Raw genomic sequence first — 17,529 nt, 5'->3', positions numbered from 1 at the left:
AATAATGGCTATTTTCCATTTCTGCGCCTGCAATTTACTACCGGCTTCCAGCAGAAAATTGTGGTAAAAAAGCGCGTCTCTGCTCACTTATTTCATCTTTTTTTGGCCTGCAATTATTTCCCCGTAGCCCCTGCCCCTTCTGACCTGACGCGAGATGAGCATCTCAAAGCATGACACTCAGCGCCACGCAAAGGGTTGCCTGAGATTCTGAGTATGTTAGGGTATAGGCCGCTTTAATTTCACCAGGACAAGTATTAGCGAAAATAATTAACCAACCAGGATATTCAAATTGCATGGCAATTAAATTAGAAGCAAAGAATCTTTATAAAGTATTCGGCGAGAATCCCGAGCGTGCTTTTAAATATATTGATAAGGGCATCAGTAAAGAAGCGTTACTGGAAAAAACCGGACTCTCTTTAGGCGTTAAGAATGCCAGTCTGGCCATTGAAGAAGGCGAGATATTTGTCATCATGGGGCTTTCCGGTTCAGGAAAATCCACTATGGTTCGCCTTCTCAATCGTCTGATAGAGCCGACACGCGGCCAGGTCATTATTGATGGCGTCGATATTGCCAAAATATCTGACAGTGAGCTGCGTGAAGTACGGCGAAATAAAATCAGTATGGTATTTCAGTCATTCGCCCTGATGCCGCATATGAATGTGCTGAATAACACCGCCTTTGGTATGGAATTAGCGGGCGTTCCACAGCAGGAGCGTCAGGAAAAAGCGCTGGAAGCGCTGCGTCAGGTCGGACTGGAAAATTATGCGCATGCCTGGCCCGATGAATTATCTGGCGGTATGCGACAGCGCGTTGGATTAGCACGCGCGCTGGCGATTAATCCCGACATTTTATTAATGGACGAGGCTTTTTCCGCGCTCGATCCCTTAATTCGCACGGAAATGCAGGATGAGCTGGTAAAGCTACAGGCGAAACATCAACGCACGATTATTTTTATTTCCCATGATCTTGATGAAGCGATGCGCATTGGCGATCGCATTGCCATTATGCAGGGCGGTGAAGTGGTGCAGGTCGGAACGCCGGATGAAATTTTAAATAATCCCGCTAATGACTACGTGCGCACCTTTTTCCGTGGCGTTGACATTAGCCATGTGTTTAGCGCCAAAGATATTGCCCGTCGCGGCGCCAGTGCGCTGATCCGCAAATCTCCCGGCTTTGGTCCACGCTCGGCAATCAAGCTGCTGCAGGATGAAGATCGGGAATATGGCTACGTGCTGGAAAAACAAAAGTTTGTTGGCGTGGTTTCCACCGATTCGCTGAAGGCAGCGCTGGCGGCTGGAGCAGGCATTGACGCCGCAATCCTTTCTGCGCCCGCCGCAGTGCCTGGCGATATGTCCCTGAATGAGCTGCTGTCGCATGTGGCGCAGGCGCCGTGCGCCGTGCCGATTATCGGCGACGAAGATCAGTATATCGGGGTTATTTCCAAAGGCACGCTGTTACAGGCATTAGATCGCGAGGGGAGCCAGCAATGAGTCAGCCAAACAACAATCCGTGGGAAAATGCATCATCACAGCCAGCGGCAACCGATACGGCCAGCGATCCCTGGGGCGGCACGCCTGCTGATAACGGCGCAGCCCAGCCCAGCGGCGGCACATCTGTTGACAACGGCGCAGCCCAGCCCAACAGCGGCGACGCCTGGGGTTCGCCCTCCGGAGCGGCTGATGGCCACGACGCCGTTGCCAGCAACAGCGACTGGCTGAACAGCGCACCCGCGCCGCAGGCGGAACACTTCAATATACTGGATCCTTTTCATCACACCCTGATCCCGCTTGATAGCTGGGTTACGCATGGGATCGACTGGATCGTCAGCCATTTCCGGCCGCTGTTTCAGGGGATCCGTATTCCGGTAGATTATATCCTGAGCGCTTTTCAGCAACTGCTGCTGGGCATGCCTGCGCCGGTTGCTATCGTGCTGTTTGCGCTTATCGCCTGGCAGCTCTCCAGCGTCAGCATGGGCATCGCAACCCTGATTTCCCTGGTGTTGATTGGTGCTATCGGTGCCTGGTCGCAGGCGATGGTTACGCTGGCGTTGGTTTTAACCGCCCTGCTGTTCTGTATTGTTATCGGCCTGCCGCTGGGGATCTGGCTGGCGCGCAGCGAACGCGCCGGGCGTATTATTCGCCCGCTGCTGGATGCGATGCAAACTACGCCCGCCTTCGTCTATCTGGTACCGATTGTGATGCTGTTTGGTATCGGCAATGTGCCGGGCGTGGTGGTGACCATTATCTTTGCCCTGCCGCCAATTGTGCGTCTGACCGTTCTTGGCATTAAGCAGGTACCGGCGGATCTGATCGAGGCGGCGGAGTCGTTTGGCGCGAACCCACGGCAAATGCTGTTTAAAGTTCAACTGCCGCTGGCGATGCCAACCATCATGGCTGGCGTGAATCAGACGCTGATGCTGGCGCTGTCGATGGTGGTTATCGCTTCGATGATAGCGGTCGGCGGCCTGGGGCAGATGGTGCTACGCGGCATTGGCCGTCTTGATATGGGGCTGGCCACCGTAGGCGGCGTCGGTATTGTTATTCTCGCTATTATCCTCGATCGCCTGACGCAATCCTTTGGTCGCAACAGCCGAAGCCGTGGCAACCAACGCTGGTACGCCACCGGTCCGCTGGGTTTACTGACCCGCCTGATCAAGTAACGCGCTGGCGGCGTCGCTGTACGCCGTCACGTTACTGTCTGATAACAATTAATAAGGAATCACTATGCGCAAAATAGCCCTTCTGGCCGCCGCTTTGACATCGCTGGCTGCCCTGCCGACTTTCGCCGCCGATTTACCGGGTAAAGGGATCACTGTTAAACCGATCCAAAGCACCATTTCTGAAGAGAGCTTTCAAACGCTGCTGGTTAGCCGCGCGCTGGAAAAGCTGGGTTACCGCGTTGAGAAGCCGAGCGAAGTGGATTACAACGTGGGCTATACCTCGATCGCATCCGGCGATGCCACCTTTACCGCCGTTAACTGGCAACCGCTGCACGACGATATGTATCGCGCCGCTGGCGGCGATAAGGTCTTTTATCGTCAGGGAACCTACGTTACCGGTGCCGCACAGGGCTACCTGATCGATAAGAAAACCGCCGAGAAGTATCATATTACCCGCATCGATCAGCTAAAAGATGAGAAGCTGGCGCGGCTGTTTGATACCAACGGTGACGGCAAAGCGGATATGACCGGCTGCGCGCCTGGCTGGGGTTGCGAGGCGGTGATCCTGCATCAGAACCAGGCCTTTGACCTGAGCAAAACCGTTGAGCCCAATATGGGAAATTATGCTGCGATGATGGCTGATACCCTCGCCCGCTATAAGCAAGGCAAACCGATCCTTTATTATACCTGGACCCCTTACTGGATCAGCGATGTTCTGGTACCGGGACGCGATGTAGTTTGGCTGCAGGTGCCCTTCTCTTCAATGCCGGGCGCGCAGAAAGAGGTGAACACCCAATTGCCAAACGGCGCTAACTACGGTTTCCCGGTTAACACCATGCATATTGTCGCCAATAAAGCCTGGGCCGGGAAAAACCCGGCGGCGGCACGGCTGTTTGCTGAGATGAAACTGCCGATTGCCGATATCAACGCACAAAACTCGCGTATGCATCAGGGGCAGTCTTCTGAGCAGGCGATTAACGCGCATGTTGATGGCTGGATTAAAGCGCATCAGGCACAGTTCGATCGCTGGATAGACAGTGCAAAAGCTGCAGCAAAATAAGAGCACATCTGGTTAACAGTGCGGTCCGCGAGCGTGATTGTTTCGGCTTCCGGCACCGGCAGTTAGTCAGCTGTCTGACGGGCAACAAATGTTGCCCGTTTTTTATTTATCCTTTCATTTCATCGGTTAAAGGTTACGATAGCGCTGTTTAACGTAAACAAAACTGGTATGTCCTGTTAAACACAACCAACAATGAAATAGTTTTTTGGGTTACTATTAGCGGCGACGATTTATCAACCATGCTTATTGCTTATGAATTCAAAATCTCAGGGACTTAGTCCGGCGCTGGTGGCCCTGATGTCTATCGCCACGGGGCTGGCGGTGGCCAGTAACTATTACGCGCAGCCTCTGCTGGATACTATTGCCCGCAGCTTTAATCTGTCGGTTAATCAGGCCGGTTTCATTATCACCACCGCTCAGCTCGGCTATGCCGCCGGTCTGTTGCTACTGGTGCCGCTTGGCGATCGCCTGGAACGACGCGGACTGATTGTCGGCATGAGTCTGCTGGCGGCGGGCGGCATGGTGATAACCGCTCTTTCTGACAATCTCGGCATGATGCTGCTTGGTACCGCGCTGACCGGCCTGTTTTCGGTTGTTGCTCAGCTGCTGGTGCCGTTGGCCGCCACGCTCGCTGCGCCGGAAAAGCGTGGCAAAGTGGTAGGTACCGTCATGAGCGGCCTGCTGCTTGGGATTCTGCTGGCACGTACCGTTGCCGGTGCGCTGGCGCAACTGGGCGGCTGGCGCGCCGTATTCTGGGTCGCCAGCCTGCTCATGGTATTAATGGCGCTGGCGCTGTGGCGCGGGTTGCCACGCTATCGTCAAACGGTAGAGCTTGGCTATCCCCAGCTGCTTGGTTCTATCTTTCGTCTTTATGCTCAGTCACGCGTTATCCGCACGCGCGCCATTATTGGTTGTCTCTCCTTCGCCAACTTCAGCGTGCTCTGGACCTCAATGGCCTTTTTACTTGCTGCTCCGCCCTATGGCTATTCGGAAGGAGAAATCGGCCTGTTGGGCCTGGCCGGCGCGGCGGGTGCGCTGGCTGCGCGTCAGGCTGGCTCACTGGCGGATCAGGGCAAAGCTCGCCTGACCACCACGCTGGGGCTGCTGATAATGCTGGTTTCATGGGGCCTGACCGCCCTGGGCGCGCATTCACTGCTGGCCCTGATTGCTGGCATTATTCTGCTGGATCTGGCGGTACAGGGCGTTCATATCACTAACCAGAGCGTCATCTATCGGCGCATGCCCGAAGCGCGCAACCGGCTCACGGCTGGCTACATGACCAGCTATTTTATCGGCGGTGCCGCCGGCTCGCTTATCTCTGCCAGCGCTTATCATTTTGCTGGCTGGTACGGTGTCTGTATCGCCGGGGTGTTATTAACTTTGCTTAATCTGTTGAGCTGGTGGCAAGGCTACCGCTACGAAGATCACAATAATTAACCATTAAAGTGTAAAGAGCCATTTTTTTCAGTACCGACAGGGTATAAAGCCGTAACCCACTCTGGTATGGTTAGCAGTAAATTTATTCATGTTAGTTATTTTTTCGTAAGAAATTATTCAGCTCAGAGAAAGGATATCGCTGTCAGATGGCATTAAGCGTGCGCAAAACTGGCGACAGCCACCCGCTTGTTACATTAGAAACAAGCATGTTTAGTCGTTAAAAGCGGTGCGTTTAAGGTTTATTTTGCCCGGCTGGTTCGGCACTCCTGTACGATCTGCCGAACAGCTATGCTGCCTAACCTTCGGTTTATGGAGTGAGCCGAAACTTTAGATGATGACGTTGCGATCGTATGAGCCATCGCTACTGGTAAAGATGTTCATGTCTGTTTCGTCATCACCACTACTCTACCAGTTGCAACTAATGAGGTTCCTTTAAGATGGAAAGTTCGTTTACTCCCATTGAACAGATGCTGAATATTCGTGCTACACGTCATAAAGATTTTCCGCTCCAGGAAATCGTCCTGACGCGTCTGTGTATGCACATGCAGAGCAAGTTGCTGGATAATCGCAACAAGATGCTGAAAGCTCAGGGGATTAACGAGACACTGTTTATGGCATTGATTACGCTGGATGCGCAGGAAAACCACAGTATTCAGCCTTCTGAACTGAGCGCCGCGCTGGGTTCTTCCCGTACCAATGCCACGCGCATCGCCGATGAGCTGGAGAAACGCGGCTGGATTGAACGCCGTGAAAGCGATAACGATCGCCGCTGCCTGCATCTGCATCTGACAGAAAAAGGCAACGCTTTCCTGCGTCAGGTTCTTCCTCCGCAGCACCAGAGCCTGCAATATCTGTGGTCCTCACTGAGCAGCAGTGAAAAAGCGCAGCTGGAAAGCCTGACACGTAAATTATTGAACCGTCTTGACCAGATGGATGAAGAGGAAGTTATTTCTTCCCTCTCCCACCAATAGCAATTCCTGCGACACAATCACTCTCAGAAACCGTTATTTTGATCCCCTTTTATCCATGCCAGCGCTAACGCTGGCATTTTAGGCTCGGGCCCCTGCACACATGGAAAGGCGCACCCCGAAATACGTGTATACGTGGAAAATGTGGAGAGAAGCATGAGTGCGAATGCGGAAACGCAACAACCGCAACAGCCAGCCAATAAAAAGAAAAAGCGTAAAGGTGCGTTGATTTTTCTGGCTGTTTTGTTGGTTCTGGTTGGCGTTGCTTATTTGATTTACTGGTCTCTGGTGCTGCGCCATTTTGAAGAGACCGATGATGCCTATGTGGCAGGCAATCAGGTGCAGATCATGGCTCAGGTCGCTGGCAGCGTGAACAAAATTGGCTTTGATAACACCGACTTTGTGAAGAAAGGCGATGTGCTGATAACGCTGGATAAAACCGATGCCGAACAGGCGTTTGAAAAAGCGCAGACCGCTCTGGCCACCAGCGTGCGTCAGACGCATCAGCAGATGATCAACAGTAAACAGTATCAGGCAACAATCGAGCTGCAAAAAACCGCGCTGGCGCAGGCCGAAGCGGATCTGAAACGCCGCGAGCCGCTGGGTGCCTCTAACCTGATTGGTCGTGAAGAGCTGCAACATGCGCGCGATGCGGTCGCTACCGCGAAAGCGCAACTGGATGTGGCGGTACAGCAATATAATGCAAACCAGGCCGCGATTCTGAATACCTCGCTGGAAAACCAGCCGGCGGTGAAGCAGAACGCCGCCGCGCTGCGTGATGCCTGGCTGGCCTTACAACGCACCGAAATCCGCAGCCCTATCGATGGTTATGTCTCTCGCCGCAGCGTGCAGGTCGGCGCACAAATCTCCACCTCTACACCATTGATGGCCGTTGTGCCGGCCACCGGCATTTGGGTTGATGCCAACTTCAAGGAAACACAGCTCGCGGGCGTGCGCATTGGTCAGCCTGCTACGGTGGTCAGCGATATTTATGGCGACGACGTGGTCTATCACGGCAAAGTGGTCGGCCTGGATATGGGCACCGGCAGCGCCTTCTCGTTGCTGCCTGCGCAAAACGCCACCGGTAACTGGATTAAAGTGGTTCAGCGTTTACCGGTACGTATTGAGCTGGATGCCAACGAAGTGGCCGAGCATCCGCTGCGCATTGGTCTTTCCACGCTGGTGAAAGTGGATACCTCCAGTAAAGAAGGCAGCATGCTGGCTTCCCAGGTGCGTCAGACGCCCGCTTATCAGAGCGACGCGCTGGCGATCGATCTGGCGCCGGTGAATCAGTTAATCAGCGAGATTATTCGCGCCAATGCGGGCGAATAATCCGGGAGGCAGTTATGGCGCAAAAGCCGCTTGAAGGCGCTCCGCTGGTTCTGATGACCATCGCGCTGTCGCTGGCGACCTTTATGCAGGTGCTGGATTCCACCATCGCCAACGTTGCCATTCCAACCATCGCCGGTAACCTCGGCGCGTCGAACTCCCAGGGAACCTGGGTCATCACCTCGTTTGGCGTGGCGAATGCGATCTCCATTCCGATTACCGGCTGGCTGGCGAAACGCATCGGCGAGGTAAAACTGTTTCTCTGGTCAACCGTGGCCTTTGCCGCCGCCTCCTTTCTGTGCGGAGTGGCGGATAGCCTGACGATGCTGATCCTGTTCCGCGTGCTTCAGGGGCTGGTTGCCGGCCCGCTGATCCCATTATCGCAGAGTTTGTTGCTAAGCAACTATCCGCCCGCTAAGCGCAGTATCGCCCTGTCGTTGTGGGCGATGACGGTGGTGGTGGCACCGATCTGCGGTCCAATCCTTGGCGGCTGGATCAGCGATAACTACCACTGGGGATGGATCTTCTTTATTAACGTGCCCATCGGCATTGTGGTCACGATCCTGACGCTGCAAACGCTGCGTAACCGTGAAACCAAAACTGAAATTCGGCCAATCGATACGGTGGGTCTGGTTTTGCTGGTGGTGGGTATCGGTGCGCTGCAAATCATGCTGGATCGCGGGCGTGAGCTGGACTGGTTTAGCTCTACTGAAATTATCGTGCTTACGGTAGTGGCAGTGGTGGCGCTGGCGGTGCTGTTCGTCTGGGAGATGACTGACGATCATCCTGTGGTGGATCTGACGCTATTTAAATCGCGTAACTTCACCATTGGCTGTTTATCGATAAGCCTGGCCTATATGCTCTATTTTGGCTCTATCGTGCTGCTGCCGCAGCTGCTGCAGGAAGTGTATGGCTATACGGCAACCTGGGCCGGACTGGCTTCTGCGCCGGTGGGCATTTTCCCGGTGCTGCTGTCGCCGATTATTGGCCGTTTTGCCCATAAGATCGATATGCGCCGCCTGGTTGCCTTCAGCTTTATTATGTATGCCGTCTGTTTTTACTGGCGCGCCTACACTTTCGAGCCGGGAATGGATTTCGGCGCAGCTGCCTGGCCGCAGTTTATCCAGGGGCTGGCGGTAGCCTGTTTCTTTATGCCGCTGACCACCATTACGCTATCGGGACTGCCGCCGGAACGTCTGGCTGCTGCATCCAGCCTGTCGAACTTTTTGCGTACCCTGGCCGGTTCGATTGGTACGTCGATTACCACCACTATGTGGACCAATCGCGAATCGATGCATCACAGCTATTTCGCCGAGTCGGTTAATCCTTATAACCCTAATGCGCAGGAAACCTATCGCCAGCTGGAACAGTTGGGCATGACCCAGCAGCAGGCCTCTGGCTATATCGCTCAGCAGATCACTAATCAGGGGCTGATTATCTCTGCTAACGAGATATTTTGGGCCTCTGCCGGGATCTTCCTGATCCTGCTGGCGCTGATTTGGTTTGCCCGCCCGCCTTTCACCTCTGGCGGTGGCGGCGGTGGCGCGCACTGATATTCAGCCATAAAAAATGGGCCTAATGCCCGATGCTGGTCAGTTAAGATTAACAATGGATCAAGGCTGCTATTTCATCTGAGATAGCAGCCTTTTTTACTGGAACGTGGAATGCGTTCGTTTACAAAGCTTCTGGCTGCTTTAAGCGAAAAGCGGAGGTTCGTTGTTCTGACTCATACTACCAATGCGAGCCGGGTGGGAATCAGGTAACGAAAGCCGCCGCTCTAATTTATGGAAATCGCAGCGTAAACCGATTTACGCCATGCTCGCTCTTCACTTCACAACTTCCCTGATGTAATCGCATAATACCGCGCACAATCGACAGTCCCAATCCACTGCTGCCCTGATGGCGAGACGTATCAGCGCGCCAGAAACGATCAAAAATGCGCGTCTGTTGTTCGGCGCTCAGCACGGGACCGTGGTTTTCCACTACCAATTCGATGCCGTGCGGCTGCGCCGTGCTATAAACACGAATCGTGGTGTCACGATCGCCGTAGCGCAGCGCGTTAGCCATCAGATTCGCCAGCGCGCGCTGCAGCAACTGCGGATCGGCGTGCAGTTCGCCGTGCATCTCCATCTCCAGCCGCATCCCCTTTTCTTCCGCCATATTGTCAAAATAGTCCTGCAATTTCTCGCCGAGCTGCACCAGATCGATGCACTGTATATCTATCGCCTGGCTGGCATCTTCCGCTCTGGCGAGAAACAGCATGTTGTCGATCATCTTTGAGAGACGTTCCAGCTCTTCATAGTTAGATCCCAGCAACGCCTGATAATCGCTGACGCTGCGCGTCTGGCTCAGCGCTACTTCAGTCTGACCGAGCAGCGTCCCGACGGGTGTACGTAATTCATGCGCCATATCCGCAGAAACCTGACTTAACTGCTGATAACCCATTTCAAGACGGCTCAGCATCTGATTAAAGGCGGCGATCAGCGGCTGCAATTCAGCCGGAGCCTGATCGGGCATGCGGCGTGACAAATGTCGTACATCAATTGAGTTTGCTTCAGTCGCCAGGCTGCGTAGCGGGGATAAACTTCGTCGCACCAGCCAAACACTCATCGCTGCCACCAGTAATGCGGCCAGCGATGTAGCCAGGATGATTTGATTACAATAGCTGTTCATCGTTTGCGTGCGCTCGCTCATCAGGCGGCCTGTGATGATCTCAATCTGCCCGCTGCCATCGCGTGTTGGCGTGAGCGCCGCCGCCGAAATAAACGGTGTGCCGTCATTGATAGCGAGATGATGTACCGACGACAGCGTTAGTGGCTGGTCAGCCGCAACAGGGGTAATGGCCGGGAGAGGACGCTGGCCAGGATTGACCACAATCAGCGGTGGCCGGCCGGGAAAACGCAGCACCAGCAAAGATTCGGTATTGCCCAGCATATTGGCAAACAAACGCGGTTTCTGTTGAATCAGCGTAATGGCATCTTCATCGCGTAATAGCGTGCGGATTTGATCGATGCGCGTCAGCAGAGCTGCATCGTCGCGCAGCCCAATCTGCACTGCCAGAGAGTGATAAAGCGCGATGCCACTGAATGAGAAAATGACGATCACCGTGGCGCTTAGCATTAGCGACAGGCGCGCCGCGAGAGAAAATTTCTTCACGATTCGGCTTCACAGCGATAACCCACACCGTGCACGGTGTGAATCAGCGGTTGGGCAAATGGGGCATCAATTTTCTGCCGCAGGCGCTTAACCGCCACGTCTACCACATTGGTGTCGCTATCAAAATTCATGTCCCATACGCGTGAAGCAATCACGGTGCGCGTCAGCACTTCGCCTGGGTGTAGCAGGAACAGATGCAGCAAATTGAACTCTTTGTTAGTGAGATCGATTCGCTGACCACCGCGCTCTACGCGTCGTTTAAGAATATCGAGCTGTAAATCGGCAAGCGTCAGAATATCAGGCAGTTTCTGCTGGACACCGCGTCGTAATTGCGTACGGACGCGCGCCAGCAGTTCGGCGAACGAAAATGGCTTGACCAGATAATCATCTGCCCCCAGTTCCAGCCCTTTAATGCGATCTTCCACCGTGCCTTTAGCGGTAAGGAAGATCACTGGCGTGTGAATCTGTTTATCCATTGCCGCCATCACTTGCCATCCATCCATGCCGGGCATCATAACGTCCAGTAAAATCAAATCGTAATAATGCTCCTGCGCACAGAACAAACCATCCTGGCCATTTTCCGCCACATCCACGATGAATCCCGCTTCCGTCAATCCTTTGCGCATGTAATCGCGTGCTTTGGCTTCATCTTCAATAACCAAAATTTTCATGCGCATCTCCCCGGGATAGGTTTTAAGGCTGTGCGTTTTGTGCGGCTTGCTCGATCAACTTCGCAACATCATCAGGATGCGACTGATACACGGAGTGGCTGGCACCGGCAATTTCCACCATATGGCTGCGCGCGCGCCTGGCGTACATGCGCTCCAGATCGGGACTGATAATTTTGTCAGCTTTCGCCACCATGTACCAGCTGGGCTTGCTTTTCCACGCCGGATGGGGAATGTTAGCGGTGAACACCGCCGCGTTAGTCGGCATCTGCGCATGCGCTTCAAAATCGGCCTGTGCAGCAGGCAAGTCGGCAGCGAAATCGCTGTGATAATATTCTGGCGCGATAGTCAGATAGCCGTCGCCCGACTTTATAAACGGATGCGCGCTATTGGGATACTTTTTGCCATTACTGGCTTCAGTTTCGCCGTTATCCAGCGCATGCGCGGCAATGTACACCAGGCCAGTGACTTTACTGTCGTTACCGGCTTCACTGATGATCGCGCCGCCGTAGCTGTGACCGACCAAAATCACCGGGCCATTTTGCTGCTCAATAACGCGTCGCGTCGCCGCTACATCTTGCGAAAAGCTGGTTAGCGGTTCCTGTACCAGCGTGACGTTATAGCCATCGTGCGTCAGTTGATCGTATACCGGACGCCAGCCCGCACCGCCAACGAAAGCGCCATGCACCAGTACAATATTCTGTACCGGCTGCGCCTGAGCCTGCGCCGCGCCCCCTGCCGTCGCCAGCAGAATACCCACTGCAAGGGTGACTTTGTTTAATTTCATTTTAATGCTCCTGATTGGGAAGGTTCGCCTACAGGATATGAAACGGGCTCTGACATAAGGGTGAGCCAGTTATGACAAAAAAATGACTTTGGTTGAAACGCAACGCCCGATATTCTTCAGCGTTTAACCATCTCCTGAGCATCCATTCAAACTGACCAGCAATACCAGTGTTTTGCAGCAAGACGATTATTCTGTCTGAAACAGAACCGTTGCACGCCACATTTTTGGCATTAAAAACCGATTAGGCCTCACGCCCCTGTGCGAGGCCTTTTTCAATTTTAAAGCAAAGGATGTAACCCTTTTACCGGGCTGGCAGCTTCAAGCAGTGAAGCGATATGCAGAATAGTGCTCTCTGCATGCCATTTGCCGACAATCTGAACGTTTACCGGCATTCCCTCACGGCTTTTTCCAAAGGGAAGCGCTATGCCAGGTAACCCGGTCACGTTCAGCGGGACCGTGGCCCCCTGAAGATAAGTTGCATCCACTTTCTGCCCATCAATGACGAACTGTTCAACGCCGTGCTTGTGTGCCGGAATGGGAAGGACATGCGTAATAAGCGCATCATATTGCGAAAAATATTCTTCAAAACCATCCCGCAGCCTTTCTGCTGCCTGCTCCGCATCAATAAAGTCAGACACAGAGGTGTCCGGCAGTGACAGCATGGTCCTGGCCATTTTATAGAGCTCATCAGGACGCCTGCCTGCGGTAGCTGCCGCAAATGCTGGCTTCATTTCCATAACGTGGATCCGGTTGAAAACATCCAGGGCAAAATCCTGCTCCAGCGCCGGTATACCTACGTGCTCCACAACAGCGCCGGTACCCTGCAGCGCCTCAGCCGCTGACTTCACTACCGCTGCCACCTCCGGGTCAACCGGTCCAAAGCCCGGGCCGGTCATCCAGCCAATGCGAAGCGGACGCGATAAGGCGAACGACAGTCCATCCGGGTAAACCGGCGCGCTGCTGGAAAAGGCATCGTGCCCGTCCGGTCCTGACAGCTGAGAGAAGGCCAGGGCAATGTCGCGTACAGAACGCGCCATAGGACCCACATGCCAGAACCGGCGGGGTGCGCGTGGCCAGATTCCTGTCATGGGCACGCTGCCGTGCGTTGCTTTCATAGAGGTGATACCTGTCTGTGCAGCCGGTCCGCGCACTGAAATGGCCAGATCGGTTCCCAGGCCAAGCGGAGACATTCCCGCGGCAATAGCTGCTGATTCGCCACCGCTGGAGCCGCCGGGCGTGCGGGTCAGATCCCAGGGATTATTGGAACGCCCGGAAAGCAGGTTATCGCTCTCAATCCAGTATGAGAATTCCGGCAGGTTAGTTTTTGCCAGCAGAATGCCACCTGCATTTTTGAGGCGCGCCACGCTGGTTGCGTCCTCCGCAGGAAGACGGTTTTTGAAAATGGGTGAGCCGCGCTGCGTCAGTACGCCAGCGGTATCTATCGAATCTTTTACCGTAAAGGGCACACCATGCAGAGGACGGAGATCGTCTCCTCTCATCACTGCCGCTTCCGCCGCAACGGCATGTTTCATTGCATCATCTGCCAGCGTCACAATGGCATTAACGTCTGGGTTTGTTAGACGTAAATGTTGCATGGCTGAACACGCAGCTTCAGGACGCAGGTTTAATCAGTCCAGAAGATGGCGAAAAACGGGCACGTGCTATTTTTTCTGCCATTGCCGGTGCCCAGTTAATGGCCAGGAGCCGAAACGATATTCACCTCTTTGACGAGCTTATTGAGGGGTATTCACAGGCAGGCTTGCTGCCTCCCCTGCAGGCATAAATCTGACGCTTCTGAATTGAAGCGTTTAGCATCAGGCTTTTTTAACCAGCTCTTTGGCTAATAGGTGCAATGTCATTAACGACCACTTTTGTCACATAGTGGACCGACACACAGTCCGCTGTGAGCGGGAAGCGGGCATTATGACTCTGGCGCCGGGCTGGTAAAACAGCGCCAGAGCCGAACAGTTGTCAATTGCGGCTATAAGCAATGAATTAAAGACCGAATAGAGTCTCAATTTCTATTGGGAGGTCAGGTGAAAAGAGGCGGCTGACTTTTACGAGCGAACGGGATTTATCCTGAAGAAGGCCGGGGCTCGCCGTTTCAGGCAATGCTCTTCGCCCTGCGCCCCCGGCGGGCTCGTTATTCAATGACGATGAGTTCTTCGGTCACGAGCCGGACTACGGAAGTCAAGTCAATGAAGTTTACGTGGTCCGGATCCACCTTGGTTGCAAAGTTGTCTGACAGGAAGAGTTGGTTCATGTCGTCACTGTTGTCGAACCATGCCTCTACCATGGCGTCGAACCGTGGTTCCTCTGAAGACGCATAATCCGTGGGGTATGAAATAACAAAGCGGCGGATCTTCTTTGCTTCGGGAATGGCAAAAAGCATTGGTGCATGAACGTCGCGACGATAATCCCTGAATTCCTGTATACCCATACCTTGCCGGCGCTTGAAGCTGATGACGACTTTGATCATGAAAATATCCTTTGGCAGTGAGCAGTCGGTGCGTCTGCTTTAAAATAAGGATAACCATGAAAGTCGAAACAAACTATGCTTGAATATCCATATTACTTTCGAGATTGTCCCCATGATGGTTGATCCTTTATCCGATGTTCTCACGCTATTAACGCCGAAAACCTACATCGCGGGTGGATTTGATTTCGGGGGGAAATGGGCGCTTCAGTTCGAGAAGCATTCTGGCCTCAAGTATTTTGCGCTCGTATCGGGGAGCGCCTGGCTCGCCGTCGATGGTGGGCAAGATCCGATAAAGCTTAAGACGGGTGATTGCGTCCTGTTACCGAACGGACGTCGGTTCCTGATCGCACGAGACCTTGCCTTCAAACCGGTCGGCATTGCCACCCTACCTGAAGATGACTGGAACGGCGGTATCGCGACGGTGAACGGCGGCGGAGAAACGACAATGCTCGGCGGCCATTTCGGATTCGCCGGCGAACATGTCGATATCCTTCTCGGATCAATGCCTGCCATCATTCGGCTCCGCGACGAAGACGACAAGACAGGTCTGCGATGGGCCCTCGACCGTATGCGCCAGGAACTGTTCGGAGCACAGCCGGGTGCCAGGCTTATAGTGCAGCATCTCGCTCATTTGATGCTGGTCCAGGCGCTGCGGCTTTATCTCGCTCACGGCGTGGGAAGAGAAGTCGGCTGGCTGTTTGCACTTGGTGATGAGCGGATCGCGGCTGCCATTGGCGCAATTCATGCAAGCCCGGGCAGAAGATGGACCTTGCCGGAACTTGCGCAGAAGGCCGAGATGTCTCGATCCAAGTTCGCTCTCAAGTTTAAAAGCATATCCGGAGCGTCGCCAATCGAGTATCTGACACGATGGAGGATGATGATTGCATGCCACCGGCTCACCAGTGGCACTGAACCTGTCTCAAGAATCGCGCACTCACTAGGCTATGAATCAGAAGCTGCATTCAGTACGGCGTTTCGACGACTCATTGGATGCTCGCCACGACAGTACTCTTTGAAAGATCCGTCACTAACCGAAACCGATAATGAGTATTTTTCCCGCTGATGAAGTGACCTGCCTCTATTGATTGGCATAAACCAACGTCAATAACGTCCGCTTCTGGCACAAAGCGGACTGATACGTAGGTCAATGTCCGCTTTGAGCGAGAAGCGGACATATTAATAGATATGGGAAGGACTGAATATTCTGGAACACTGAGATTCAGTTCAGCTACGCCCAGGGATTGTGTTATCCAGACCCGCATTGCGCCACATGCGGAGTAAGCGATACCGGGAATGGGGATATCCTTCCTGCACAAGCTGAAGTGATGTTAGTCGCGTTACGTCGAAATGGCGGAAGGCATTACGTTTTTCACACCATGCCGCAAGCACAATATCTCCTGAGAAATAACCTAAAGCGAAAGGCCATATCGTTCTTTCACTCACATTACCTGACCTGTCTGTATAACCTGTCCGGATTTTCTGTCTCCGCCTGATGGCGCTTCGAAGAGAGTTCAGATTTTCAGGATTGTGATGGGCAACCTGGGTCTTTCCAACTAATAGTGTCGAGTCATCAAACAGCGTCTTTAACTGTGGGGGCAGACCTTGCCGGATCTTACCCGTTACCTCAGAAGCCGCTTTTGCAATACCCGCATCACCATATGCGGCTACCCAGCGCAAGCCGAGTGCCAGTGCGTCGAGCTGCTCAGGGGTAAACATCACAGGCGGCAAATGATGGCTCCGTGAGAGGATAAATCCCGTGCCGGCTTCTCCCTGAATGTCTGCCCCCTGAACACGCAGAGCGCAAATATCACGGTAAAGCGTGCGAAGGCTGACGGAAAGTTCTTGTGCAAGCCAGTGTCCGCTTACCGGATAGCGATGCTGATATAAAATCTGCAGAAGATTAAGTAAGCGCTCTGCACGCTTCGGTCCCGATGCTGACATGTTCTGTCAATGCTCCCTGCGATAGTGAAGTCTCATTCTTTTTGACGAGAAAGACTCATGATACCTAACCTGATTATTCTTTATGTTGATAACCCGATTGCCAGCAGCAGATTTTACCAGAAGCTATTCAATACAGAACCAGACGTGATGCTTCCGACGTGGGCGGCTTTTTCCTTCAATAACGGCCTGAACCTGGGACTATGGTCAACAACGGCGAAGGACTTTGTATCGTGCGGTGAAGGTAACCGAACTGAGTTGAGTTTTATGGTTAAAGATACTCAGGAGGTTGATACACTTTATCAGCAGTGGTCAGACAGCGGTGTGCAGATAGAACAGGAGCCCAGACAGGCTGTTTTTGGCAAGACGTTCGTTGCGCTAGATCCTGACGGGCACCGCATACGGGTGTGTATACCAGATTAATAAGTAATGACGCTTACCTGCCCATGTTTAAACCTGAAGCGTCCGCTTTTGGCACAAAGCGGACATGGGTGAAGCCAGGTTCGCTTTGTGCAAAAAGCAGATAACTTCTGGCACAAAGCGAACGCATAAGCCAATATCTGCCATGAGCGAAATGCTTACATTTACCTGTAGCGGGTATGAAATGTCGGGATTAGAAATGAGGACTGACTGCTTTCCAGTTCTCTAAGCTCATTCAGACTCGCAAAGTTGCTTCTGATGACAGGATAAGCGTACAACCGCTTGTTTAATCTGTTCGATCACCTCAGCCCTGAACTCCTGATGCCCATAGGTTGCTCTGGGATGAGCAATCCTGAAACAGGTCGCATTCCCTGACTCAAACTTCCATAATTTTTTAGGAGTGACTGATAAAGTTTTAGAGCCACCCAAATATTTATTCGATAAACACTTTATAAAACGGTCAGTTCGTGAACCACATGCAAATATCACAAAATCAGGTTTTAAATGCCCTATCTGGGTTGCCAAAAGTCTTAATGAAACAGACGCTATTTCCTGAAGTTCGTTTTCAGGGCGGAGCAGTGGGCTCTCTCGGTCATAATCCCATGCAAATAAATTTGCATACACTATT

The 17,529-nt window shown here is 53.2% G+C and carries 15 protein-coding genes and 1 pseudogene; 9 read left to right on the top strand and 7 right to left on the bottom strand.

All coding sequences use genetic code 11. The features are described 5' to 3' along the window. Window positions 1-293 precede the first annotated feature (293 nt). The 7 genes from proV (at window position 294) to emrB (ending at window position 9,006) form a co-directional block, all read left to right on the top strand. Complete coding sequence (gene proV / locus B1H58_RS11940; protein ID WP_085070559.1) at window positions 294-1,490, top strand: glycine betaine/L-proline ABC transporter ATP-binding protein ProV; 1,197 nt, start codon at window positions 294-296, stop codon at window positions 1,488-1,490. Next, window positions 1,487-2,659 (top strand): glycine betaine/L-proline ABC transporter permease ProW, encoded by a 1,173-nt coding sequence (gene proW / locus B1H58_RS11935; protein ID WP_085070557.1) that lies wholly within the window; start codon window positions 1,487-1,489, stop codon window positions 2,657-2,659. Before proV ends, proW begins: the two co-directional genes overlap by 4 nt. A 64-nt stretch (window positions 2,660-2,723) precedes the next feature. Then, complete coding sequence (gene proX, locus B1H58_RS11930) at window positions 2,724-3,719, top strand: glycine betaine/L-proline ABC transporter substrate-binding protein ProX (RefSeq protein ID WP_085070555.1); 996 nt, start codon at window positions 2,724-2,726, stop codon at window positions 3,717-3,719. A gap of 252 nt (window positions 3,720-3,971) precedes the next feature. Further along, window positions 3,972-5,156: an MFS transporter gene (locus B1H58_RS11925; RefSeq protein WP_085070553.1), complete on the top strand. Its 1,185-nt coding sequence runs from the start codon at window positions 3,972-3,974 to the stop codon at window positions 5,154-5,156. A gap of 437 nt (window positions 5,157-5,593) precedes the next feature. Further along, window positions 5,594-6,127 carry a transcriptional repressor MprA gene (mprA, locus tag B1H58_RS11920; protein WP_085070551.1) on the top strand — a complete coding sequence of 178 codons (534 nt, stop codon included), beginning with the start codon at window positions 5,594-5,596 and terminating at the stop codon, window positions 6,125-6,127. Window positions 6,128-6,280: 153 nt separating this feature from the next. Beyond that, on the top strand, window positions 6,281-7,456 hold the full coding sequence (gene emrA / locus B1H58_RS11915) for a multidrug efflux MFS transporter periplasmic adaptor subunit EmrA (protein ID WP_085070549.1): 1,176 nt from the start codon (window positions 6,281-6,283) through the stop codon (window positions 7,454-7,456). Window positions 7,457-7,470: 14 nt separating this feature from the next. Continuing rightward, window positions 7,471-9,006, top strand: a complete 1,536-nt coding sequence (gene emrB, locus B1H58_RS11910) for a multidrug efflux MFS transporter permease subunit EmrB (protein WP_085070547.1) — start codon at window positions 7,471-7,473, stop codon at window positions 9,004-9,006. A 229-nt stretch (window positions 9,007-9,235) separates the two neighbouring features. On the opposite strand, the gene B1H58_RS11905 is transcribed toward emrB, so the two are convergent. The 5 genes from B1H58_RS11905 to B1H58_RS11880 form a co-directional block, all read right to left on the bottom strand. Continuing rightward, window positions 9,236-10,609, bottom strand: coding sequence for a heavy metal sensor histidine kinase (locus tag B1H58_RS11905; RefSeq protein ID WP_085070545.1), 1,374 nt, complete (start codon window positions 10,607-10,609; stop codon window positions 9,236-9,238). Further along, window positions 10,606-11,280, bottom strand: coding sequence for a heavy metal response regulator transcription factor (locus tag B1H58_RS11900; protein WP_085070543.1), 675 nt, complete (start codon window positions 11,278-11,280; stop codon window positions 10,606-10,608). The genes B1H58_RS11905 and B1H58_RS11900 overlap by 4 nt, the downstream gene beginning before the upstream one ends. Before the next feature lie 22 nt (window positions 11,281-11,302). Beyond that, window positions 11,303-12,064 carry an alpha/beta hydrolase gene (locus tag B1H58_RS11895; protein ID WP_085070541.1) on the bottom strand — a complete coding sequence of 254 codons (762 nt, stop codon included), beginning with the start codon at window positions 12,062-12,064 and terminating at the stop codon, window positions 11,303-11,305. 278 nt (window positions 12,065-12,342) lie between these two features. Beyond that, entirely contained in the window at window positions 12,343-13,659 is a 1,317-nt protein-coding gene (locus tag B1H58_RS11890; protein WP_085070539.1) for an amidase, read from the bottom strand. Between the two features lie 548 nt (window positions 13,660-14,207). After that, window positions 14,208-14,543: an EthD domain-containing protein gene (locus tag B1H58_RS11880; protein ID WP_085070537.1), complete on the bottom strand. Its 336-nt coding sequence runs from the start codon at window positions 14,541-14,543 to the stop codon at window positions 14,208-14,210. Between the two features lie 112 nt (window positions 14,544-14,655). Between B1H58_RS11880 and B1H58_RS11875 the strand changes: the two genes are divergently transcribed. Further along, window positions 14,656-15,606: an AraC family transcriptional regulator gene (locus tag B1H58_RS11875; RefSeq protein WP_085072297.1), complete on the top strand. Its 951-nt coding sequence runs from the start codon at window positions 14,656-14,658 to the stop codon at window positions 15,604-15,606. Between the two features lie 161 nt (window positions 15,607-15,767). Here the strand turns inward: B1H58_RS11875 and B1H58_RS11870 are convergent, their stop codons facing one another. Then, window positions 15,768-16,484, bottom strand: a complete 717-nt coding sequence (locus B1H58_RS11870) for a helix-turn-helix transcriptional regulator (RefSeq protein ID WP_085070535.1) — start codon at window positions 16,482-16,484, stop codon at window positions 15,768-15,770. A 57-nt stretch (window positions 16,485-16,541) separates the two neighbouring features. Here B1H58_RS11870 and B1H58_RS11865 point away from each other — a divergent pair, with 57 nt between their 5' ends. Further along, entirely contained in the window at window positions 16,542-16,904 is a 363-nt protein-coding gene (locus tag B1H58_RS11865) for a VOC family protein (protein WP_085070533.1), read from the top strand. A gap of 228 nt (window positions 16,905-17,132) precedes the next feature. Here the strand turns inward: B1H58_RS11865 and B1H58_RS21035 are convergent. After that, window positions 17,133-17,528, bottom strand: a pseudogene (locus B1H58_RS21035) (hypothetical protein); the annotation flags it as partial. Window position 17,529: the final 1 nt, after the last annotated feature.

Origin of the sequence: Pantoea alhagi (assembly GCF_002101395.1) — a bacterium.
In the GTDB taxonomy this organism is placed as follows: domain Bacteria; phylum Pseudomonadota; class Gammaproteobacteria; order Enterobacterales; family Enterobacteriaceae; genus Mixta; species Mixta alhagi.
Note: the sequence above shows the minus strand (reverse complement) of the source record. Positions and strands in the feature narration are given on the sequence as shown.

Excerpts from the sequence above, each read along its gene's own strand:
- proV (WP_085070559.1), top strand. The coding sequence starts at position 294 with ATGGCAATTAAATTAGAAGCAAAGAATCTTTATAAAGTATTCGGCGAG.
- proW (WP_085070557.1), top strand. The coding sequence starts at position 1,487 with ATGAGTCAGCCAAACAACAATCCGTGGGAAAATGCATCATCACAGCCA.
- proX (WP_085070555.1), top strand. The coding sequence starts at position 2,724 with ATGCGCAAAATAGCCCTTCTGGCCGCCGCTTTGACATCGCTGGCTGCC.
- B1H58_RS11925 (WP_085070553.1), top strand. The coding sequence starts at position 3,972 with ATGAATTCAAAATCTCAGGGACTTAGTCCGGCGCTGGTGGCCCTGATG.
- mprA (WP_085070551.1), top strand. The coding sequence starts at position 5,594 with ATGGAAAGTTCGTTTACTCCCATTGAACAGATGCTGAATATTCGTGCT.
- emrA (WP_085070549.1), top strand. The coding sequence starts at position 6,281 with ATGAGTGCGAATGCGGAAACGCAACAACCGCAACAGCCAGCCAATAAA.
- emrB (WP_085070547.1), top strand. The coding sequence starts at position 7,471 with ATGGCGCAAAAGCCGCTTGAAGGCGCTCCGCTGGTTCTGATGACCATC.
- B1H58_RS11900 (WP_085070543.1), bottom strand. The coding sequence starts at position 11,280 with ATGAAAATTTTGGTTATTGAAGATGAAGCCAAAGCACGCGATTACATG.
- B1H58_RS11895 (WP_085070541.1), bottom strand. The coding sequence starts at position 12,064 with ATGAAATTAAACAAAGTCACCCTTGCAGTGGGTATTCTGCTGGCGACG.
- B1H58_RS11890 (WP_085070539.1), bottom strand. The coding sequence starts at position 13,659 with ATGCAACATTTACGTCTAACAAACCCAGACGTTAATGCCATTGTGACG.
- B1H58_RS11880 (WP_085070537.1), bottom strand. The coding sequence starts at position 14,543 with ATGATCAAAGTCGTCATCAGCTTCAAGCGCCGGCAAGGTATGGGTATA.
- B1H58_RS11875 (WP_085072297.1), top strand. The coding sequence starts at position 14,656 with ATGATGGTTGATCCTTTATCCGATGTTCTCACGCTATTAACGCCGAAA.
- B1H58_RS11870 (WP_085070535.1), bottom strand. The coding sequence starts at position 16,484 with ATGTCAGCATCGGGACCGAAGCGTGCAGAGCGCTTACTTAATCTTCTG.
- B1H58_RS11865 (WP_085070533.1), top strand. The coding sequence starts at position 16,542 with ATGATACCTAACCTGATTATTCTTTATGTTGATAACCCGATTGCCAGC.